This is a genomic window from Kitasatospora sp. NPDC101108, assembly GCF_055584725.1.
In genome coordinates this window covers 507,096-522,890 of sequence record NZ_JBVJLM010000004.1, presented here as the reverse complement: position 1 = coordinate 522,890, position 15,795 = coordinate 507,096, and the positions used below count along the sequence as shown (strand labels likewise).

Sequence of the window (15,795 nt, the reverse complement as noted above, 5' to 3'; positions counted from 1 at the left end):
CTCTTCCGTCGGACGGGACTTCCTGGTAACGGCAGGACCACCCTCACAAGCACAGCCGAGGCCATACTGGGCGCATGGACGATCTTGCGGGCTTCCTGCGGACTCGGCGTTCCCGGGTCGACCCGGCGATCGTCGGTATCCCCACCGACAGCCGCCGCCGAGTCGAAGGGCTGCGCCGCGAAGAGGTCGCGCACCTGTCCGGCGTCAGCGTCGACTACTACGTACGCCTGGAGCAGGGCCGCGCGACCCAGCCCTCCGAGCAGGTCCTCGACGCGCTCGCCCGCGTCCTCGGCCTCGACGAGACCGAGCGCGGGCACCTCTACCGGCTGGCCCGGCAGCGCCGCCGCCGCGCGAAGGCGCCGGGCGGGCGACTTCGGCCGGAGCTGCTGCGCGTCCTCGACCTGGTCGCCGGCGCACCCGCGCTGATCATGGATCACCGCCTGGGCGCGGTCGCTGGGAACCGCCTCGCCGAGCTCCTCTACGGCCGGCCGATACCGGGCCTGAACATCGCCCGGCACCTCTTCCTCGACGAGGCCGAGCACGGTCTCTACGCGGACTGGGAGAACTGCACCCTCGACGTGGTCGGGCACCTGCGCCTGGCCGCCGGCAAATACCCCGAGGACCCCCGCCTGGCCTCGCTCATCGGCGAGCTGGCGATGAGCAGCGAACGCTTCCGCCGCCTCTGGGCCCGCGCGGACGTGCGCGCCCGCACACAGGCGAGCAAGACGTACCGGCACCCCCTGGTGGGACTGCTGGAACTGCACCACGAGAACTTCACCCTGCCGGACGAATCGGGCATGGAGCTGCTGGTGCTGTCCGCGGCCCCCGGCAGCCCCGCCGAGGACGGACTGCGCCTGCTCGCGGGCCTGGGCGCGGACAGCGGTGACGCGCATCCCCCAGTGACCGCCCAGATCCGCGAGTAACCCAACAACGCCCACCCACCACTGGGAGCGCAACACAGTGACGACCTGCCCCCGGCGGCCGAAGACACGCTTCTTACGACACGCGAGAAGGTGGGGTGGTGCCGGCCGCTGTCGTGTCTGCTGGACAGTTCGATTTCTGTGCGCGGCGGGGTGCCTCCCAAAGTGCTGAACATGTGCTGTCCGTTCTCGTGTACAAAGCCAGACGGGGTTCGTGAACGCCCTCACACACCACCCAGCGGCTCACCTGACCACAACTCCAGCATGCGCCCGCCCGGGCCCTGGAAGCGTCTCGGGCGACCGACGGACCCCGGGTGGCGTCCGGTGTCGAACGACGCGTGAGTGTCGTGATCGGCGACATGAAGTCTGTCAGCACCCCCGCCCCGCGGCGCCGGCCCTGTGCGCCTGCTCCGCGAGCAGGGACACAACGGCGTCGCCGACCACTGACATCTCATGTCGTCTCCCACTGACGTTCTGGCGTCGCCCGGCAGGGCCTTCGCCGGGCGCTCACCATCACCACGGCCCCGCAGGGTGCAGACCCCTGCCGGCCGAACCGTCACCTACCACCGCCCTCCACCTACCAGCAAGCCGGGGAAAGGGATGGACAGAAGGGGTTGTCGCATTTTCCGGCCGTCCAAAAACGGCCTCTGAGCTGCGGAAACGCGCGGGAGCGGCCGGGAGCGGCGGGGTGTCTACGGTGGTACCTGCGGTGCCATCTGCGGTGGTACCCACGGTGGCGTCTGCGGTGGTGCCTACGTGCGATCGCCGCCCCCGCTCCCGGCCCCGGGTTCATGCCGCCTGGAGGGCGTCCAGGAGGGCGCTCTGCTGCCCGGTCAGCTTGCCCTCGATGCGGGCCTTGTCCTGCTTGCGCAGCCAGGTGCCGGGCCGGACCGCCGGGTCGTCGCCCAGGCCGGTGCGGTTGGCGGGGCCGTCCAGGGTGCCGCCGGCGGCGAGGTAGGCGAGCAGGCGCCGGTAGGAGCGGTTCCAGTCCGGCTCCAGGCGCCACAACTCGTCCAGCGCGTCCAGCTTCGCCGCCTGGTCCGCCGTGAGGGTCTCGGCCTTGCGCTGACGGCGCATCCACGCGCCGACCGCGTAGCCGTCGAGCTTCTCGGTCGCGGGGATCGCGAGGTGGCCGTGGTGGGCGGCCCAGGCACGGGCGTAGGCGTAGCCGCGTTCCCAGGCGTTGGCGTGCTTGGACCAGATCATGCCGAGCGCGTCCAGCTCGCTGACGCGGGCGGCGTCGAGCAAGCCTTGGCCGTTGAGGTAGCGCTGCCGGTCGAGCCAGGAGATCAGCTCGCTGTGCGTCTCCTTGTTGGTGGGGTCGAGGTGGCCGTGTTCGAGGTGGAACCTGGCGGCGACGGCGTGCATGCGCTGCCACTCGGTCGCCCGCGGGTTGAACGCGCGCAGCTTCACCGTCTGGAGGATCCGCGCCGCGTGCCGGCGGGCGTCGATCCGCAGCCAGTCGATCGGCGACTCCACCACCGGCGGCGGCTGCTCGCCCGTCCCGGGCTCGGCGGCCACGCCGTCGGTGGCCTCGGTGGTGAGCGGGGCGGACTGGGCGCGGTGGGCGCGCAGTTCGGTGATGCGGCCCACGACCCGGGCGTCGTGCGCGGCCAGGGCGCGCAGGACGCGCCAGATCGTCCGGAAGGAGCTGGCCTCCATTTCGGTGTCGGCCTCGGCCTTCACCGCCTCGCCGGCGTCGCGGACCTCGGCCGGGTCGGCGGTCGCCGTGTCGTCGCCGATCAGCGGTGTCGGGAGGTAGACGGGGATGATGACCCAGGAGACCTTGCCCTGCCCGTAGGACTGACGCAGCGCCCGCCCGATGGCCTGGACGATGTCGATCACCGAGCTCTTGGGGTCGGCGAAGCAGACCGCGTCCACGGCGGCGACGTCGATCCCCTCCGTCAGGAGGCGGGAGTTGCAGAGGATGCCGCACTCCTCGCCGTCGTCGCCGGTGTGGGCCTTGAACTCCGCGAAAGCCGCCCGCCTCTCCCGCAGGCGGTCGGTGCCCGCGACGGCCTTCGCCCAGATCCGCTCCGGCCGGTCCGCGTCCTTCAACAGGGCGGCCGCCGCGGGCAGGTCGGCGGCGAACTCCCGCGCCCCGGCCACCCGCGAGTGGAACGTGATCACCCTTCGCAGCTCCAGGTCCGCGACCGCGCGCAGCACCGCGATCTGCAGGGCCAGGCGCAGCAGGTCCTCGTTGGAGCGTTGGGTGCGCAGGTCGGCGACGGCGGGCAGGTTGAGGAGGTCGCGCAGGTCTTCGTCGGTGACGACGGGGACCAGGACGCGGTAGTCGGCGAGGTAGCCGTGTTCGATGCCCTGGCCGAGGGTCCAGGTGTAGACGGTCGGGCCGTGGATGGTTTCGTCGTCCATGGAGCACAACGCGGGCAGCTGCTCCGCGCCCTCGCGGTCTGCGCCGTCGGTGCCGTCCGCGCCGGTGGTGAGGTCGGCGAGGCCGTCCTTGGCGCGTCGGTCGTCCGCGATCCTGGGGGTGGCGGTGAAGTACGGCCGCCGGACGGCGGGGACCTGGTCGTCGGCGTGGACGGCGGCGCAGGCCTTGCCGTCGGATCCGGCGGTGCGGTGGGCCTCGTCGACGACGACCAGGTCCCAGGCAGGCAGGCCGTGCAGCTGGTGGGCCTGGACGATCCGCTCCAGCGACGCGTAGGTCGCGTACACGGTCACCGGCTCACCGGGCTTCGCCGCCGCGACCAGGTCGGCGATCCGCGCGGCCTGCGTCGACACCTGCGCCCGGACCCGGCCGCCGGCCTCCGCACTCTCCAGCGCCTCCTCCGGCGAACACCCCGCCACCGCCAAACCCCGGCGCCCGCCCTTCAGCGACCACGCCTCCGCGGTCTGCTCCAGGAGTTCGATCGTCGGCACCAGCACCAGGACAACGCCCCGCGCCGCCAGGCGCCGGGCGCAGCCGGCCGCGATCAGGGTCTTGCCGGGCCGGTGGCGGCGACCACCGTCGCGCGGCCGCCGTTCTTCACCTGCCGTACGGCGGCCGCCACCGCGTCCTTCTCGAACCCGTGCAGCGGCAACGGGTTCACCGCGGCGGTGCCGGCGGTCGGCTGCGCGGGGATGGGCAGCGGCCCGGCCGGCACGACAGCCTCGGTAGCGGTGGTGGTGGTGGTGGTCGTGGTGTCCACGGCGGTGCTCTCCTTCTGCCAAGTCTGGGGGCCGGTGTGACTGAGCGCTTCAGTTGGCGGAACTGAGCGTTGTTGTTGGCGGGCGAAGGATTAGTTGGCTCGACGTACAGTGCAATCAGGAGAGTGTCCAGATCAGCGACCATGGCTTCCTCGCAGGTCAGCCGGGTATCTAACGCCGATGGTGGACACTCTCCCTGATCCTCGGAGGCCGTTCACGAACTACGCCAGGGCCCTGCCACGAATCCGAGTCGAGCGTCTAGTCCTTCGGCATCTGCCCGGCCTTCAGCCACAGCCCGTCCGTCCCGCACGGCGTGAATCCGGCCTCCGCCCACCTCTGGTCGTCCGCCAGCACGGCCGCGAACACGTCGTCGTGGCCCTACGGCTCGGGGTGCACGGCCGCCAGTGCCCGGCGCAGGAAGGCCGGCGCGAGGCCCGGATCCCGCTGCTCCAGCTGCTCGTCCAGGACCACCTCCTGGACGAGAACGGCGAGGCGCGGGATGTCGTGCCTCAGGCCATCCCAGACGTGCATGTGGTAGTCCAGGCAGCTGTCATCGTGGTTGAAGTACAGGGCGTTGCCCAGCTCGGCCAGCGCCGTGCTGGACTGGCATTCGGACCAGTCGAGCGCGTTGACGCGCTCCTCCCCATCGAGCCTGAACAGCTTTGCCGTCCCCAGCACCCGGCCTTCAGCGATGAGCCGCGCCGTATAAGGAGTGACGCCGAGCTGGTCCTCCTCGGGCCCGAAGAGGGGCAGCTCGGCGGTGACTTCCACGCGGGCGGAATCCAGGTTCACGCCGCCGATGATGTCAGTTGGATCGGACACCGGCGAATGCGTGGTGAGCCGTGCTGTTTTCGGCGGGATGTGTGGGAGCCAGTTGGGCGGCGGTTTCGGGAGCCGCTCTGCTCCATCCGTGACGGGGATGGCCTGCAGCGCAGGTTCATGATCGGCGGTGGAAACGGGAGCCACCTCTATCGGGTGACTTCTTCAGGTGCCGGGGAGTGGCTGGCTGGGGACGCGGGTGCGAACCGATAGCTTGTAGGTCCCGGGCCCGCTGATCCGTGTCCCTGACAGGCGTGGATCGGAAGGGCCCGGCCTCTGTTGTTCGACGCCGGTCCCGGGCGGGAGGGCCGCTCGCCGCCCGGGGCGGGTTGGTCAGAAGGACCGGTAGATGCCCTCGGGGTCGTCGTGTGCAGCCTCGGCGTATTCCTCGAAGCCCATGTTGGCGATGCTCAGGTTCGCGTAGATGTCCTGGACTCCCACTGGGAGGGTGCGGAACTCGCGCCCGCATTTGGTTGTCAGGTCGTAGTCCTCGTCGTCCTCGCAGTCTTCTCGCTGGATGGTGGTGACCGCGAGGAGCGCGTGGTGGGCGGACTGCATCGTTGTGTGGTCGGCGAGGAAGACGACGCTCAGGTTCTCGTCGGAGCAGGCTGCCGCGACCACCTCGTCGGCGGTCGCCTCCGCCCAGGCGGGGTCGTCGACGAAGTGGATATGCGGCTCGTAGGGCCGGTCTCCCCAGGGCTTGGCCAGTTCCTCCGCCACCGCCTGCCAGCTCGCGTCGTCGCGGTAGTCGGTCCGGATGACCAGGGCGTCGAACTCGTCATGGCCGGTGACGGCGGGCAGCGTTCTCATGGATCTTTCCCCCTCGGTGTCGATCGGTGATCCGTGCCGCGACCGGTTCATGTGCGTCAGTTGCCCTTGCGGCGCTGACGCTCGTCCTGGGTGGCCTGGAACCTGTAGGACTCGGTGCCGGTCTGGATCAGTGTGCAGCGGAATGTAATACGGTCGGCGATGGCAGCGCAGAGCCGGGGGTCGCCGAACGTCTTGTCCCACTCGGCGAACGGGGAGTTGGTAGCCACCGCGGTCGCCCTGAACTCCTCGCGTTCGGTGAAAATCTGGAACAGCAGCTTCGCGCCTTTCTTGTCCAGGTTCAGGTAGCCGAACTCGTCGACCCTATGTGGATATCGGCATAGGTCGACCTATGCCGAGACCGCGACTATGCCGAGGACTGCTGCGCCGCGCCCTCGTTCGTGTGAATCCGGGCCTTCGGGTCTCTGCATAGTGCCGGGGGTGGGCAGCACCTGACCGCGAGGCAGAGAGCCTTGCGGGAAGGGGGCCGCGATGGCGGGAACACGCAGGAAAGCCGGCACTCTCGCGCCGCATGTCGAGGGCTACAGGTCCTGGTTGACGGCGCGGGGGTACACCGAGCTGACGGTCCGGAACATGCTCAAGGACCTGGGTCAGGTCGGGATGTGGTTGTCCCGACTGGGGCTTGGGATCGCCGATCTCGGCGAGGAGACCGTGAAGCGGTTCCTGACCGACCAGCGGCGGGCAGGCCGCCGCCGACTCCCGGGACCGCGTGGGATGCGGCCCCTGCTCGCCTATCTGCGCGAGACCGGGCTCGTCCCGCCGCCCAAGGTCGAAGTGTCGCCGCTGGACGACGTCTTGGAGGAGTTCCGCGAATGGATGACCGGTGAGCGCGGGCTGTCACCGACCACGGTGCTGCGTTACGCGAACACCGCCCGGCGCTTCCTGGCCGAGCAGGCCATGCCGGGCGGGGTGTTCTCCCCGGCCAGTTTGAGCGGCGCGGACCTGAACGCGTTCCTGCTGCGGGAGTGCGCCCGGGTCTCTGCCGGCTCGGCGAAGGGAAAGGTCGCCGAACTGCGCTCGCTGATGCGGTTCCTGCACCTGCGGGGGCTGATCCCGATGAAGCTCGGCGCATCCGTGCCGCCGGTCGGCGGTTGGCGCTTGGCGGCGGTCCCGCCGACGATGTCCGCGGCCGATGTCCAGCAGCTCCTGGACTGCTGTCCGCGTGCGGGCGGGGTCGGGGTTCGCGACTACGCCATCCTGACGCTGCTGGCCCGACTGGGCCTGCGCTCGGTCGAGGTGTCGCGGCTGCGACTGGAGGACGTGGACTGGCGGTCTGGGGAGATCGCGATCCGCGGCAAGGGGCGGCGGGAGGACCGGCTCCCGCTGCCGGTCGATGTCGGCGAGGCCCTGGTCGCCTACCTGTCCGAAGCCCGTCCCCAGGTCAGCACCCGACGTCTGTTCGTCACGGACCGGGCTCCACGCGGACCGATCCGCGCCGACCTGGTGGGCGACGTGGTGGAACGGGCCTGCAAGCGGGCCGGGTTGCCGACAGTTGGCCCGCACCGGCTCCGGCACGCTCTGGCCGGGGAGATGCTGCGGCAGGGCTCCGGGCTGACGGCGATCAGCCAGGTGCTTCGGCACCAGGACCTGGCCACGACCGCGCTCTACGCGAAGGTCGACTTCACCGCGCTCCGCGCGGTCGCCCGCCCCTGGCCCGGGACGGAGGCGGCATGACCGGACTGCGGCAGGCCCTGGACGACTACCTGCGGCTCCGCAGGTCGCTTGGGCACAAGTTGGCCGAGGCGGCCTGGCTGCTGCCTGACTTCGTCGCCTTCCTGGACGAACGCGGGCAGACCACGGTGACCGTCACCGCCGCGCTGGCCTGGGTCCGGGCACGGGAAGGCGAGGTGGTGACGACTGTGAGCCCGCGCCGGATCACCGCGGTCCGCGGCTTCGCCCGCTATCTCAGCGGCATCGACCCGGCCACCGAGATTCCCCCGCTGGGCCTGCTGCCGCACCGGCAGCGCTGGCGGCAGCCGTTCATCTACTCCGACACCGACGTCACTGCGGTGATGGGGCAGGCCGACAGGCTCGGCCCGCCGTTGCGCGCGGCCACCTACCGCACCCTCGTCGGGTTGCTCGCCGCCACCGGCCTGCGGGTCGGAGAGGCCATCAAACTCGACCACGAAGACATCGACTGGGCCGAGGGCGTGCTGCGGATCCGGGAGACCAAGTTCGGCAAGTCCCGCCTGGTTCCCCTTGATGCCAGCAGCGTCGACGCGCTCCGCGCCTACGACAACCTCCGCGACCGGGACGCGCCACGTCCAACGGACCCGTCGTTCTTCATCTCGCGCACCCGGCGGCGCCTGATCTACGCCGTCGTCGCCCCCACGTTCCGGCAGATGGTGGCCGGCGCCGGCGTTGGGACCGACGCCCCCAATCCGCCCCGGCTGCACGACCTCCGCCACACGTTCGCCGTCCGCACCCTGCTGACCTGGTATCGCACCGGCGCCGACGTCCAGGCGAGGATCCCGTCACTGTCCACCTACCTCGGACACCGGGAACCGTCCTCCACCTACTGGTACCTCTCTGCGGCACCGGAACTGCTGGCCCTGGCGGCAGCCCGCCGTCAGGGCATCGGAAAGGCGGCACGGCCATGACCTCGATCGCTCCCACCCTCCAGTCGTTCTTCACCGACCGGCTGGTCCTCCAACGCCAGGTGAGCCCGCGCACCGTCGCCGCCTACCGCGACGCGCTCCGACTCCTCCTCGGCTTCGTCCACCAGCGCACCGGCACCACCCCGGAGAAGCTGGACTGGACCGACCTGGACGCCGACGCCGTCTCCGCCTTCCTCAACTACCTGGAGGACGAACGCGGCAACAGCGCCCGCACCCGGAACGTCCGGCTGACCGCGATCCGCTCCCTCTTCTCCTACGCAGCCCTGCAACACCCCGAACACGCCCTCCTGATCCAACGCGTCCTGGACATCCCGCCCAAGCGGTTCGACAAGAGGAATGTGACCTTCCTGACCGGCGCCGAGATCGACGCCCTGCTCGCGGCACCGGATCCGCGGCGCTGGGAGGGCCGGCGGGACAAAGCGATGCTGGCCCTGGCCGTCCAGACCGGCCTGCGGGTCTCCGAACTCACGAGCCTGGACTGCGACGACGTCACCCTCGGCGACGGCGCGTCTGTCCGCTGCGAGGGCAAGGGCCGCAAACACCGCGCCGTCCCACTGGACCACAGCATCCAGGGGCTGCTGCGGGCCTGGCTCGGTGAACGCTCCGGAAAGCGCGGAGAGCCGCTGTTCTGCACCCGAACCGGGCGACGTCTCACCCGTGACGCCGTCGCCCAGCGCCTGGCCATCCACGTCCGAGCCGCTGCCGAAGCCTGCCCGACCCTCCTCGACAAGCGCGTCCACCCGCACGTCCTACGCCACAGTTGCGCGATGTCCCTGCTCCAGGCTGGTGTCGACACCACGGTGATCGCGCTCTGGCTCGGACACGCCGGCGTCCGCTCCACCGACGCCTACGTCCACGCCGACATGACCATCAAGGAGAAGGCGCTCTCCCTGACTGCACCGGTCACCGCCCGCCCCGGCCGCTACCAGCCCACCGACAAGGTCCTCGCGTTCCTCGACCGCCTGTGAGTCGTGAGCGAAGCCGGGGTGACAGTCCGCTTCGATAGCCTGCGGCGGTGGCTGATGATTCGTTGAAGTTCCTGATCGATGCCGATCACGGGCAGTTCTATGTCCAAGACCTTGAGCCCTATGACGCGTGGATGGCCGAGCACGCGACAGACCCGGACCTGCCGCCGGCTGGCTGGACCGACGAAGCGGTACACGTTCACCGCATCGGGGTGGAACCGCACTCGATCTCCGTCGGCACCGCACGGGATGACATGGTCGAATCGCTGATCACCATCCACACGTCCGCGCCAATGATCGAGTCGGCGGCTGAACACATCGTGGAGGTGGACCTGGCTGCCCCGACTGGCCGACTCGCCCTGTCCAGCCCGGGGGTCCACCCGGAGGACGGACCGAGCATGACTGTTCCCGCTGGGCTATTGCGAGCCCGGGTCTCCTACATCCCGTCTGACCCACCGGCCGTCGACACCAACGGCGGACCCGGCGATCACTTCCTCTATCGGATCGACCTCTGGCCCGCCGACCAGCCCTGCGGGCTCGTCGTCCTCAAGCAGGGCCCGAATCCCTGGGCAGGATAGACCCGCCCGCCATCGGACTATGCCGAGCAGAACAGCCGCCGCACAGCCCACGATCAGGCTTGCCGACAGCCTTCTCGGCATAGTCGCGGTCTCGGCATAGGTCCAGGCAGAGAAGGTCGACCTTGCTGTAGCGGGCGATCACGGATGAGAGGCGCTTGGCTGCTTCGGCCTCGGCGAGTTCGTTCACCAGCGCCGCGGTGGTCGTGTAGCGGACGGTGAGGCCGGCCTCGGCGATGGCCGTGCCGATACCGATCAGCAGGTGGGACTTGCCGGTGCCGGAGTCCCCGATCAGCACCAGCGGGTGGCCCTGCTGGACCCAGGAGGGGGACCTGAGGTCGGCGACGACCTCAGGCGAGACGTTCGGGTTCTTGTCGTAGTCGAAGTCTTCGAGCCGCTTGGGGCGAGGAAACCTGGCCGCGCGGACCAGCCGCTGCTGGCGCTGGACGTCACGGTCGGCGATCTCGACCTGGAGCAGGTCCAGGAGGAACTGCTTGTAGGTGGCCTGCTCGCGCCGGGCGGCCGCGGCCAGTTCCACGAACCGCTCGCGGAAGGCCGGCAGCCGCAGGTCCCGGCAGGCCTCGTCGATCAGGGCGTCTTCCGGCTCGCCGGGCAGCGGCATCCGCCGCGGTGGAACCTGCTCGGCTGTCGCCTCGTCGACCTGGGTGGCAGTCATGCGCTCGTGCCCTTCCTGGTGGTGTTCTTCACCGGCGCCAGCAGCCGGTCGTACTTGGACATGTCCGGCAATGCGGTGCGGGGTCCGGCGGCAGACGCCTGGCGTGCAGGGAGATGACCTTCGCCCCCTCGACGTCCGCCGTCTCGTGCTCGTCCCCGGCCTCGTCCGCGTCGCCCGCCGCAGCGTCGTCGGGTCCGGGCAGGTGGTCGTTCTCGTCGGAGTCCTCGATCGCCTTGCGGGCCTCGATGGCGACGAGGTCGGTGCTGACGGACCCGATCCTGAGCACCGTGGCCATGCCGGCGATCACGGCGTGGGCAGGCAGCTGGCGGTGCAGCAGCAGGACCTCGACCAGCAGCCGGGTGCCGTCCCGGTCCCCGCACTTCTTCTTCGCCGCGGCAGAACGCCTCGTGCGTCTTCGTGAACCTGCCCTCGGCCCTGGCCTGGGCCAGGGCCGAGGCCCCGGCGAACGCGCCGGGCTTGACCAGCAGGATCTCCAGGTAGTGGTCCAGGATGTCGTGGAAGGTGTAGCGGCGGGTCAGCCTCGGGTGACGGGCCACCACCTGGCGTCCGTCGTAGATCCACAGCTCGTTCGCCCGCAGCTTCACCCGCACCTTGAGGCCGATGAACTTCGCCGGCACCGAGTAGTAGCACTGGCGGACGGTGACCCTGCCGTTGCGGTGGACCACCGGCGTCAGATCGATCCCGCAGTCGTAGGCGTCGGCGGGCAGTGCACGCAGCAGGGCCCGCCCCTGCTCGAAGTCGAACCCGATCGAGGTCGGCCGGCCGTGGACGTGCCGGGCGTCCTCGGCCGCGTCGATCGCCGCCAGGCGCTCGTTGAGTTCGGCGAGGGACTCGACCTGCGGCGGTGGGACCAGGTGCTTGCGCCGGAACCGGCCGCCCTCGTGTTCGACCCCGCCCTTCTCGTGGGCGCCTTCCTCACCAGGGTGCAGTAGAACGCCGAGAACGAGTACCAGGACCGGAACGCGGCCCACCTGGCCGACTCCGTGCGGGAACGGCCGAACAGGACCTGCTTGACCGCCGGCTTCAAGTTGTCGTAGCGGATGTGGACCGTCGGGACCCCGCCCAGGGTCTCGAACGCCTCGACATGACCTTCGAAGAAGGCCTCCTGGGAAGCGGTCGCGAACACCCGGTGGACGGCCTTGCCGGAGTACGACATCCGCAGCGTGAACAACACGCACTTGCGGCGCTGACCGGCCAGGTCCAGCCATACATCCGCGAAGTCGACCTCAGCCTCCTCGCCCGGGCGTATGGCCTGCGGAACCGTGCCGTCGAGGTGCCGTCGGCCCTCCCGGGCCTCCAGGACCAGCTCCGGGCGCCGCTTGCGCAGGTAGTCCCGCACCGTCGAGTACGCCGCGAGCTCGAAGTCGTGCTCGGCCGCAAGCCGCTCCAGAACCCGGTCGATGGTGTGCCGCTGCTTGCCCGGCGCCATCAGGTCCTCGCGCAGCATCGCGTCGATGAAGCCCTTCACCGGCTCCAGCACGCTCTTGCGCGGCGGCGGCTTCTTCCGCTTCGCCGGCACAGGGGACACCAGCGCCTTCGCGACCGTGTTCCGCGACACCCGATACCGCTGGGCAAGCTCCCGTCCCGACACTGTCGGGTCCAGGCGCTTGTCCCGGCAAATACGCTCAAAGATCCACTCACGCGACCTGTACACACCGGTCTCCTGACACGACCGTGATCAACAAGCAAAGCGTGAGCGGCCAAACAGCCCAAACCACCCATTACGCCGAAAGCGGCATGTTACACACCATCACACCGGGTGGCTCCCAATCTCATCGCCCGACCGATGGCTCCCGGAACCGCCGCCTTACCGGCTCTACTTCAACCCGCCAGAAACAGCCGTGCCGACCGCGGCCAGCGCGACGACCATCACTGAGTGGGTCCCTCTGGTGCGCCTCAGGGAGCGGAGTAAACGCCCGATCCCACCCCCCTCACCATCTCCTCTGCTCGTGCCAGGGGGAAACTGAGCGCCCTTCCCGCCAGCTCATGCGCTCACTCGCCAACTGAAGTGCTCAGTCACAGGTGTGCCGGGGCCCGGGGTGTTACCGGGGAATCCAGCCGCGGACTTCGAGGTACTGGATGTCGGCGTCTTCGACGGCGCGACCGGTCTCCACCAGCCACGCCTTCATGGCCTCGGTGACGTCGCCGTGGTGGTCGGCGACCCGCTGGGACCACTCGGCGGCGTCGAACCCGCCGGTGGAGGCGGAGCCGTAGGTGCGCTCCTCCGTACCGTCCTCGCGGGGGACGAACCCGCGCCGCAGGCCCGGGGAGTCCTCCATCGAGCCGGCCGACATCGTGTACTGGTCGGCCCGCATCCGCACTGTGAACGCCAGACGCCCGCCGGCTTGGCCGGTCGCGTGGACCACCGGCGCGAGGTGGGAGGCGCCCGGGCGAATCGCCTGCTTCCCGCGCGGCCGGCCATCGACTCGCCAGGCGCCCCGACGACGTCCTTGCCCCGCCCCCGCGCCTTCTGCCCCGTCCGGGTCCGGCGGCGTTCCACGTTCTCGGCCGCGATCCCGGACAACGCCTCGGTGTCGCGTTCACCGCCGCGCACCGCCCGCACGACCTGGCGCAGCGCGTTCACGAACGCCGCGCCCTTGCCCTTGGTGAAGAACTGGCTGACCAGCGAGGCGTCACGGCCCAACACCCTGGCGACCTGACGCTTGGTGAATCCCTGGTCGATCAGCTCCTGGGTGAGGCGGGCGGCCTCATTCGGCCGGCTCGGATCAGCGGGACTCACCCGTCACCCCGGCTGCGGCTGGGCGGAGGTACCGGGAGGCCAGGCCAGACACTGGGCAGCGTGCGTGGGCCCGGCGAGCAGATCCAGCGGCCCCATCCCCCAGTGCCGAGCCAGAGCGTCCACCTCATCCAGCGACCACGGCTGCGCCCCGGACTGACGGCGGGACACCTTGTCCTGCGTCAGCCCCACAGCGGCGGCCAGTTCACGCTGACTCTCCCCCGTCCGCTGCCTGATCGCAGCCACCGTCAACCGCAGCGTCTCCAACGTACTCAACACCATGCGGCACAACCTATCAGTGGTTCATGGAAAAAATCCGTGAATCATGGATGAGATCCCTCGATCGAATGACGGGAGTGCGTACCGGGTCGACGGTCGAATACGTTCAAGGAGCGTGACGGAAAGCGCAGACGGCCGAGCCCGGGAACGAGGGGGTGCGTTCCACGCGGGCCCGGCCAACGGGAGGCCAGCAGCGCCGACAGAAGGCGCGGCTGCTCTGCTCGACGGCCCGGTGGGCGCTGTGGTGAGGCCGCCGTGCCGCGAATGCTAAACCCGCCGATCCACCCATGGCCAGGGCCTTGACCTGCGGAATTTCGGCCGCGGGACATGCCACCCGCCAGCGCTCCAACGGCCGGAGAGCAGAGCCGTCGGCGGAAAGCGGCGAGTGGATGAGGGCACCGGTCCGCTGCCCGCTCGGGGGTTCGGACGCGGACCGGCCTGTACCAGTCTGGACGTGCCCCCGCCGCGCTACCGCCCGGACTGCTCCCAGCGGATCCAGTGGGTGGCGGCCTTCGGTTTCGGTTTGGTCAGCTCGGTTGTCGGCAGGAGTGGGGAAACGGCCACCAGCGGGCCGTGCCGCCGTGCACTCTGGTCCAGAGGATCGGATGCAACACCAGGGGAGCGGAATGACCGAATGGGACAGCTTCAAGCGGCGCGCCAGTGCGCAGTTCCTGCCGCTGCGGGCGGAGGTGTAGCGGTGCGGGATCAGCTTTTCGGGGGTCGTTACCGGTTGGTGCGGCAGCTCGGTGAGGGCGGTATGGGGCAGGTGTGGGAGGCGCAGGACGAGACGCTGGGCCGGAACGTCGCGGTCAAGGTGGTCTCCCTGCTCGCCGGTGCCGGGAGTCGTGGTGGCGAGGCACGGGCCAGGTTCCTGCGGGAGGCACGGATTACCGCCCAGCTGCAGCACCCCAACATTGTGACCATCCACGACCTCGGCGAGATGGGCCCGGAAGACGAACGGGTCCCGTTCCTGGTGATGGAGTTGGTCCGCGGTGAGGGCCTGGATATGTTGCTGCGCCGGCGTGCCGTCACTTTGGCGGAGGCGGCTCGGTGGGGAGCGCAGGTATGCGACGCGCTCGCCGAGGCGCACGCAGCCGGCATCATCCATCGGGACATCAAGCCGTCCAACATCCTCATCACATCGTCTGGCACCGTGAAGGTCCTCGACTTCGGCATCGCGCGGGCAGTCGACCCCTACGCGACAGAGGACCGCCTCACCCAGGACGGCTTCATCGTGGGTACACCCCCCTACATGGCGCCCGAACAAGCACGCGGCTTCCCGCAACCGCGCAGCGACCTGTACGCCCTCGGCTGCCTTCTCTTCGAGCTGATCACCGGCCGGCTTCCTTTCCAGGCCCCTGACACCATGGGCTACCTCTCGGCGCATCTCGCCCAAGAACCTCCTGCGCCCAGTTTGGTATCTGCCGGCGTGCCCTCCGCGTGGGACGAGCTCGTGCTCAGGCTGCTGGAGAAGCACCCCGATCAGCGGTATCCGAGCGCCGTTGCCCTCTCTCAGGCGCTGCGACACCTCGACCGCACGGCCGAGCCCGTCCAAGGCCCCGCGCCGCCAGCGGGAGGGTCTACCCCAGCCCCCTCCAGGACAGCGGCGACCGCGAGCCCGCCTGTGGCACCTCCCCGCAGAGCAAGTAGCCTCCCCCCACAGCGGGACACCGTGCCGCCGCAAGCCCCGCCACGCGGTGTCCGCGCGACACGGCTTGCATGCCTATGGCTGCTCATCCTCTTCTCGCTGAGCTCCCCGATCGGGGTTACGGTCGACCTGGCGATCACCATAGTGGCCACGGCACTACTCAAACCGCACTCTACAAACCTGACGCGCGGGACGGGATACGCGGCGGTGGCGGCCATCGCCGTGCAGCTCGCAGCGTTTTTGACCCACTACTGGAGTGATCTTCTTTCGGGGCTCTCAACATGGTGGCCCGTCCTCGTGATGATCGTCCTGGCTGTCGCGGCGTACTGCTACCGCGACATCAAAACCCGGCAGGCGCGCTCGACATGAACAACCGGGCTCGTGACCACGCACACAAGCGAGGTCGGGCGCCGCAGCACACGGCGAAAGAGGTGGAACCCGACACCCGACCCCGCCAACACCGGACCAACCAACACCACCCAAAACACCTAAAACACACCAAAACAACCAAGCCAACCCACCACAGGTCACACCCCAGGCGGGACGCCAGGGGCGCCAGGGC

Annotated in this window: 13 protein-coding genes and 2 pseudogenes; 6 read left to right on the top strand and 9 right to left on the bottom strand. The window is 69.8% G+C overall.

The window, feature by feature from the left end:
• The first annotated feature begins 74 nt into the window (after nt 1-74).
• Nucleotides 75-923 (top strand): helix-turn-helix transcriptional regulator, encoded by an 849-nt coding sequence (locus ACZ6Z8_RS13325; protein WP_465609113.1) that lies wholly within the window; start codon nt 75-77, stop codon nt 921-923.
• A 786-nt stretch (nt 924-1,709) separates the two neighbouring features.
• On the opposite strand, the gene ACZ6Z8_RS13320 is transcribed toward ACZ6Z8_RS13325, so the two are convergent.
• The 5 genes and pseudogenes from ACZ6Z8_RS13320 to ACZ6Z8_RS13300 all read right to left on the bottom strand — a co-directional run.
• Nucleotides 1,710-3,806 carry a helicase associated domain-containing protein gene (locus tag ACZ6Z8_RS13320; protein ID WP_465609112.1) on the bottom strand — a complete coding sequence of 699 codons (2,097 nt, stop codon included), beginning with the start codon at nt 3,804-3,806 and terminating at the stop codon, nt 1,710-1,712.
• A gap of 47 nt (nt 3,807-3,853) precedes the next feature.
• Nucleotides 3,854-4,069: a hypothetical protein gene (locus tag ACZ6Z8_RS13315; protein ID WP_465609110.1), complete on the bottom strand. Its 216-nt coding sequence runs from the start codon at nt 4,067-4,069 to the stop codon at nt 3,854-3,856.
• Between the two features lie 376 nt (nt 4,070-4,445).
• Complete coding sequence (locus ACZ6Z8_RS13310) at nt 4,446-4,889, bottom strand: hypothetical protein (RefSeq protein ID WP_465609109.1); 444 nt, start codon at nt 4,887-4,889, stop codon at nt 4,446-4,448.
• A 330-nt stretch (nt 4,890-5,219) separates the two neighbouring features.
• A complete protein-coding gene (locus ACZ6Z8_RS13305; protein ID WP_465609107.1) occupies nt 5,220-5,696 on the bottom strand; it encodes a DUF6924 domain-containing protein in 477 nt (158 codons plus the stop codon).
• Between the two features lie 56 nt (nt 5,697-5,752).
• A pseudogene (locus tag ACZ6Z8_RS13300) lies at nt 5,753-6,004 on the bottom strand (ATP-binding protein); the annotation flags it as partial.
• Between the two features lie 283 nt (nt 6,005-6,287).
• Between ACZ6Z8_RS13300 and ACZ6Z8_RS13295 the strand changes: the two are divergent.
• From ACZ6Z8_RS13295 to ACZ6Z8_RS13280, 4 genes are read left to right on the top strand one after another with little or no spacing between them, the layout of a single operon-like run.
• Complete coding sequence (locus tag ACZ6Z8_RS13295) at nt 6,288-7,388, top strand: tyrosine-type recombinase/integrase (RefSeq protein WP_465609106.1); 1,101 nt, start codon at nt 6,288-6,290, stop codon at nt 7,386-7,388.
• Complete coding sequence (locus ACZ6Z8_RS13290; RefSeq protein WP_465609104.1) at nt 7,385-8,314, top strand: tyrosine-type recombinase/integrase; 930 nt, start codon at nt 7,385-7,387, stop codon at nt 8,312-8,314. The genes ACZ6Z8_RS13295 and ACZ6Z8_RS13290 overlap by 4 nt, the downstream gene beginning before the upstream one ends.
• A complete protein-coding gene (locus tag ACZ6Z8_RS13285) occupies nt 8,311-9,300 on the top strand; it encodes a tyrosine-type recombinase/integrase (RefSeq protein ID WP_465609103.1) in 990 nt (329 codons plus the stop codon). The genes ACZ6Z8_RS13290 and ACZ6Z8_RS13285 overlap by 4 nt, the downstream gene beginning before the upstream one ends.
• A gap of 47 nt (nt 9,301-9,347) precedes the next feature.
• On the top strand, nt 9,348-9,875 hold the full coding sequence (locus tag ACZ6Z8_RS13280; RefSeq protein ID WP_465609101.1) for a hypothetical protein: 528 nt from the start codon (nt 9,348-9,350) through the stop codon (nt 9,873-9,875).
• Here the strand turns inward: ACZ6Z8_RS13280 and ACZ6Z8_RS13275 are convergent.
• From ACZ6Z8_RS13275 to ACZ6Z8_RS13260, 4 genes and pseudogenes are all read right to left on the bottom strand, one after another.
• Nucleotides 9,844-10,548 (bottom strand): ATP-binding protein, encoded by a 705-nt coding sequence (locus tag ACZ6Z8_RS13275; RefSeq protein WP_465609099.1) that lies wholly within the window; start codon nt 10,546-10,548, stop codon nt 9,844-9,846. The two genes, ACZ6Z8_RS13280 and ACZ6Z8_RS13275, sit on opposite strands and share 32 nt — an antisense overlap.
• Nucleotides 10,545-12,223, bottom strand: a pseudogene (gene istA, locus ACZ6Z8_RS13270) (IS21 family transposase). Before istA ends, ACZ6Z8_RS13275 begins: the two are co-directional and overlap by 4 nt.
• A 388-nt stretch (nt 12,224-12,611) precedes the next feature.
• Entirely contained in the window at nt 12,612-12,884 is a 273-nt protein-coding gene (locus tag ACZ6Z8_RS13265; RefSeq protein WP_465609097.1) for a hypothetical protein, read from the bottom strand.
• 428 nt (nt 12,885-13,312) lie between these two features.
• Complete coding sequence (locus tag ACZ6Z8_RS13260; protein ID WP_465609095.1) at nt 13,313-13,588, bottom strand: helix-turn-helix domain-containing protein; 276 nt, start codon at nt 13,586-13,588, stop codon at nt 13,313-13,315.
• 694 nt (nt 13,589-14,282) lie between these two features.
• On the opposite strand from ACZ6Z8_RS13260, the gene ACZ6Z8_RS13255 reads away from it, so the two are divergent.
• Nucleotides 14,283-15,602: a protein kinase domain-containing protein gene (locus tag ACZ6Z8_RS13255; RefSeq protein WP_465609093.1), complete on the top strand. Its 1,320-nt coding sequence runs from the start codon at nt 14,283-14,285 to the stop codon at nt 15,600-15,602.
• Nucleotides 15,603-15,795 lie beyond the last annotated feature (193 nt).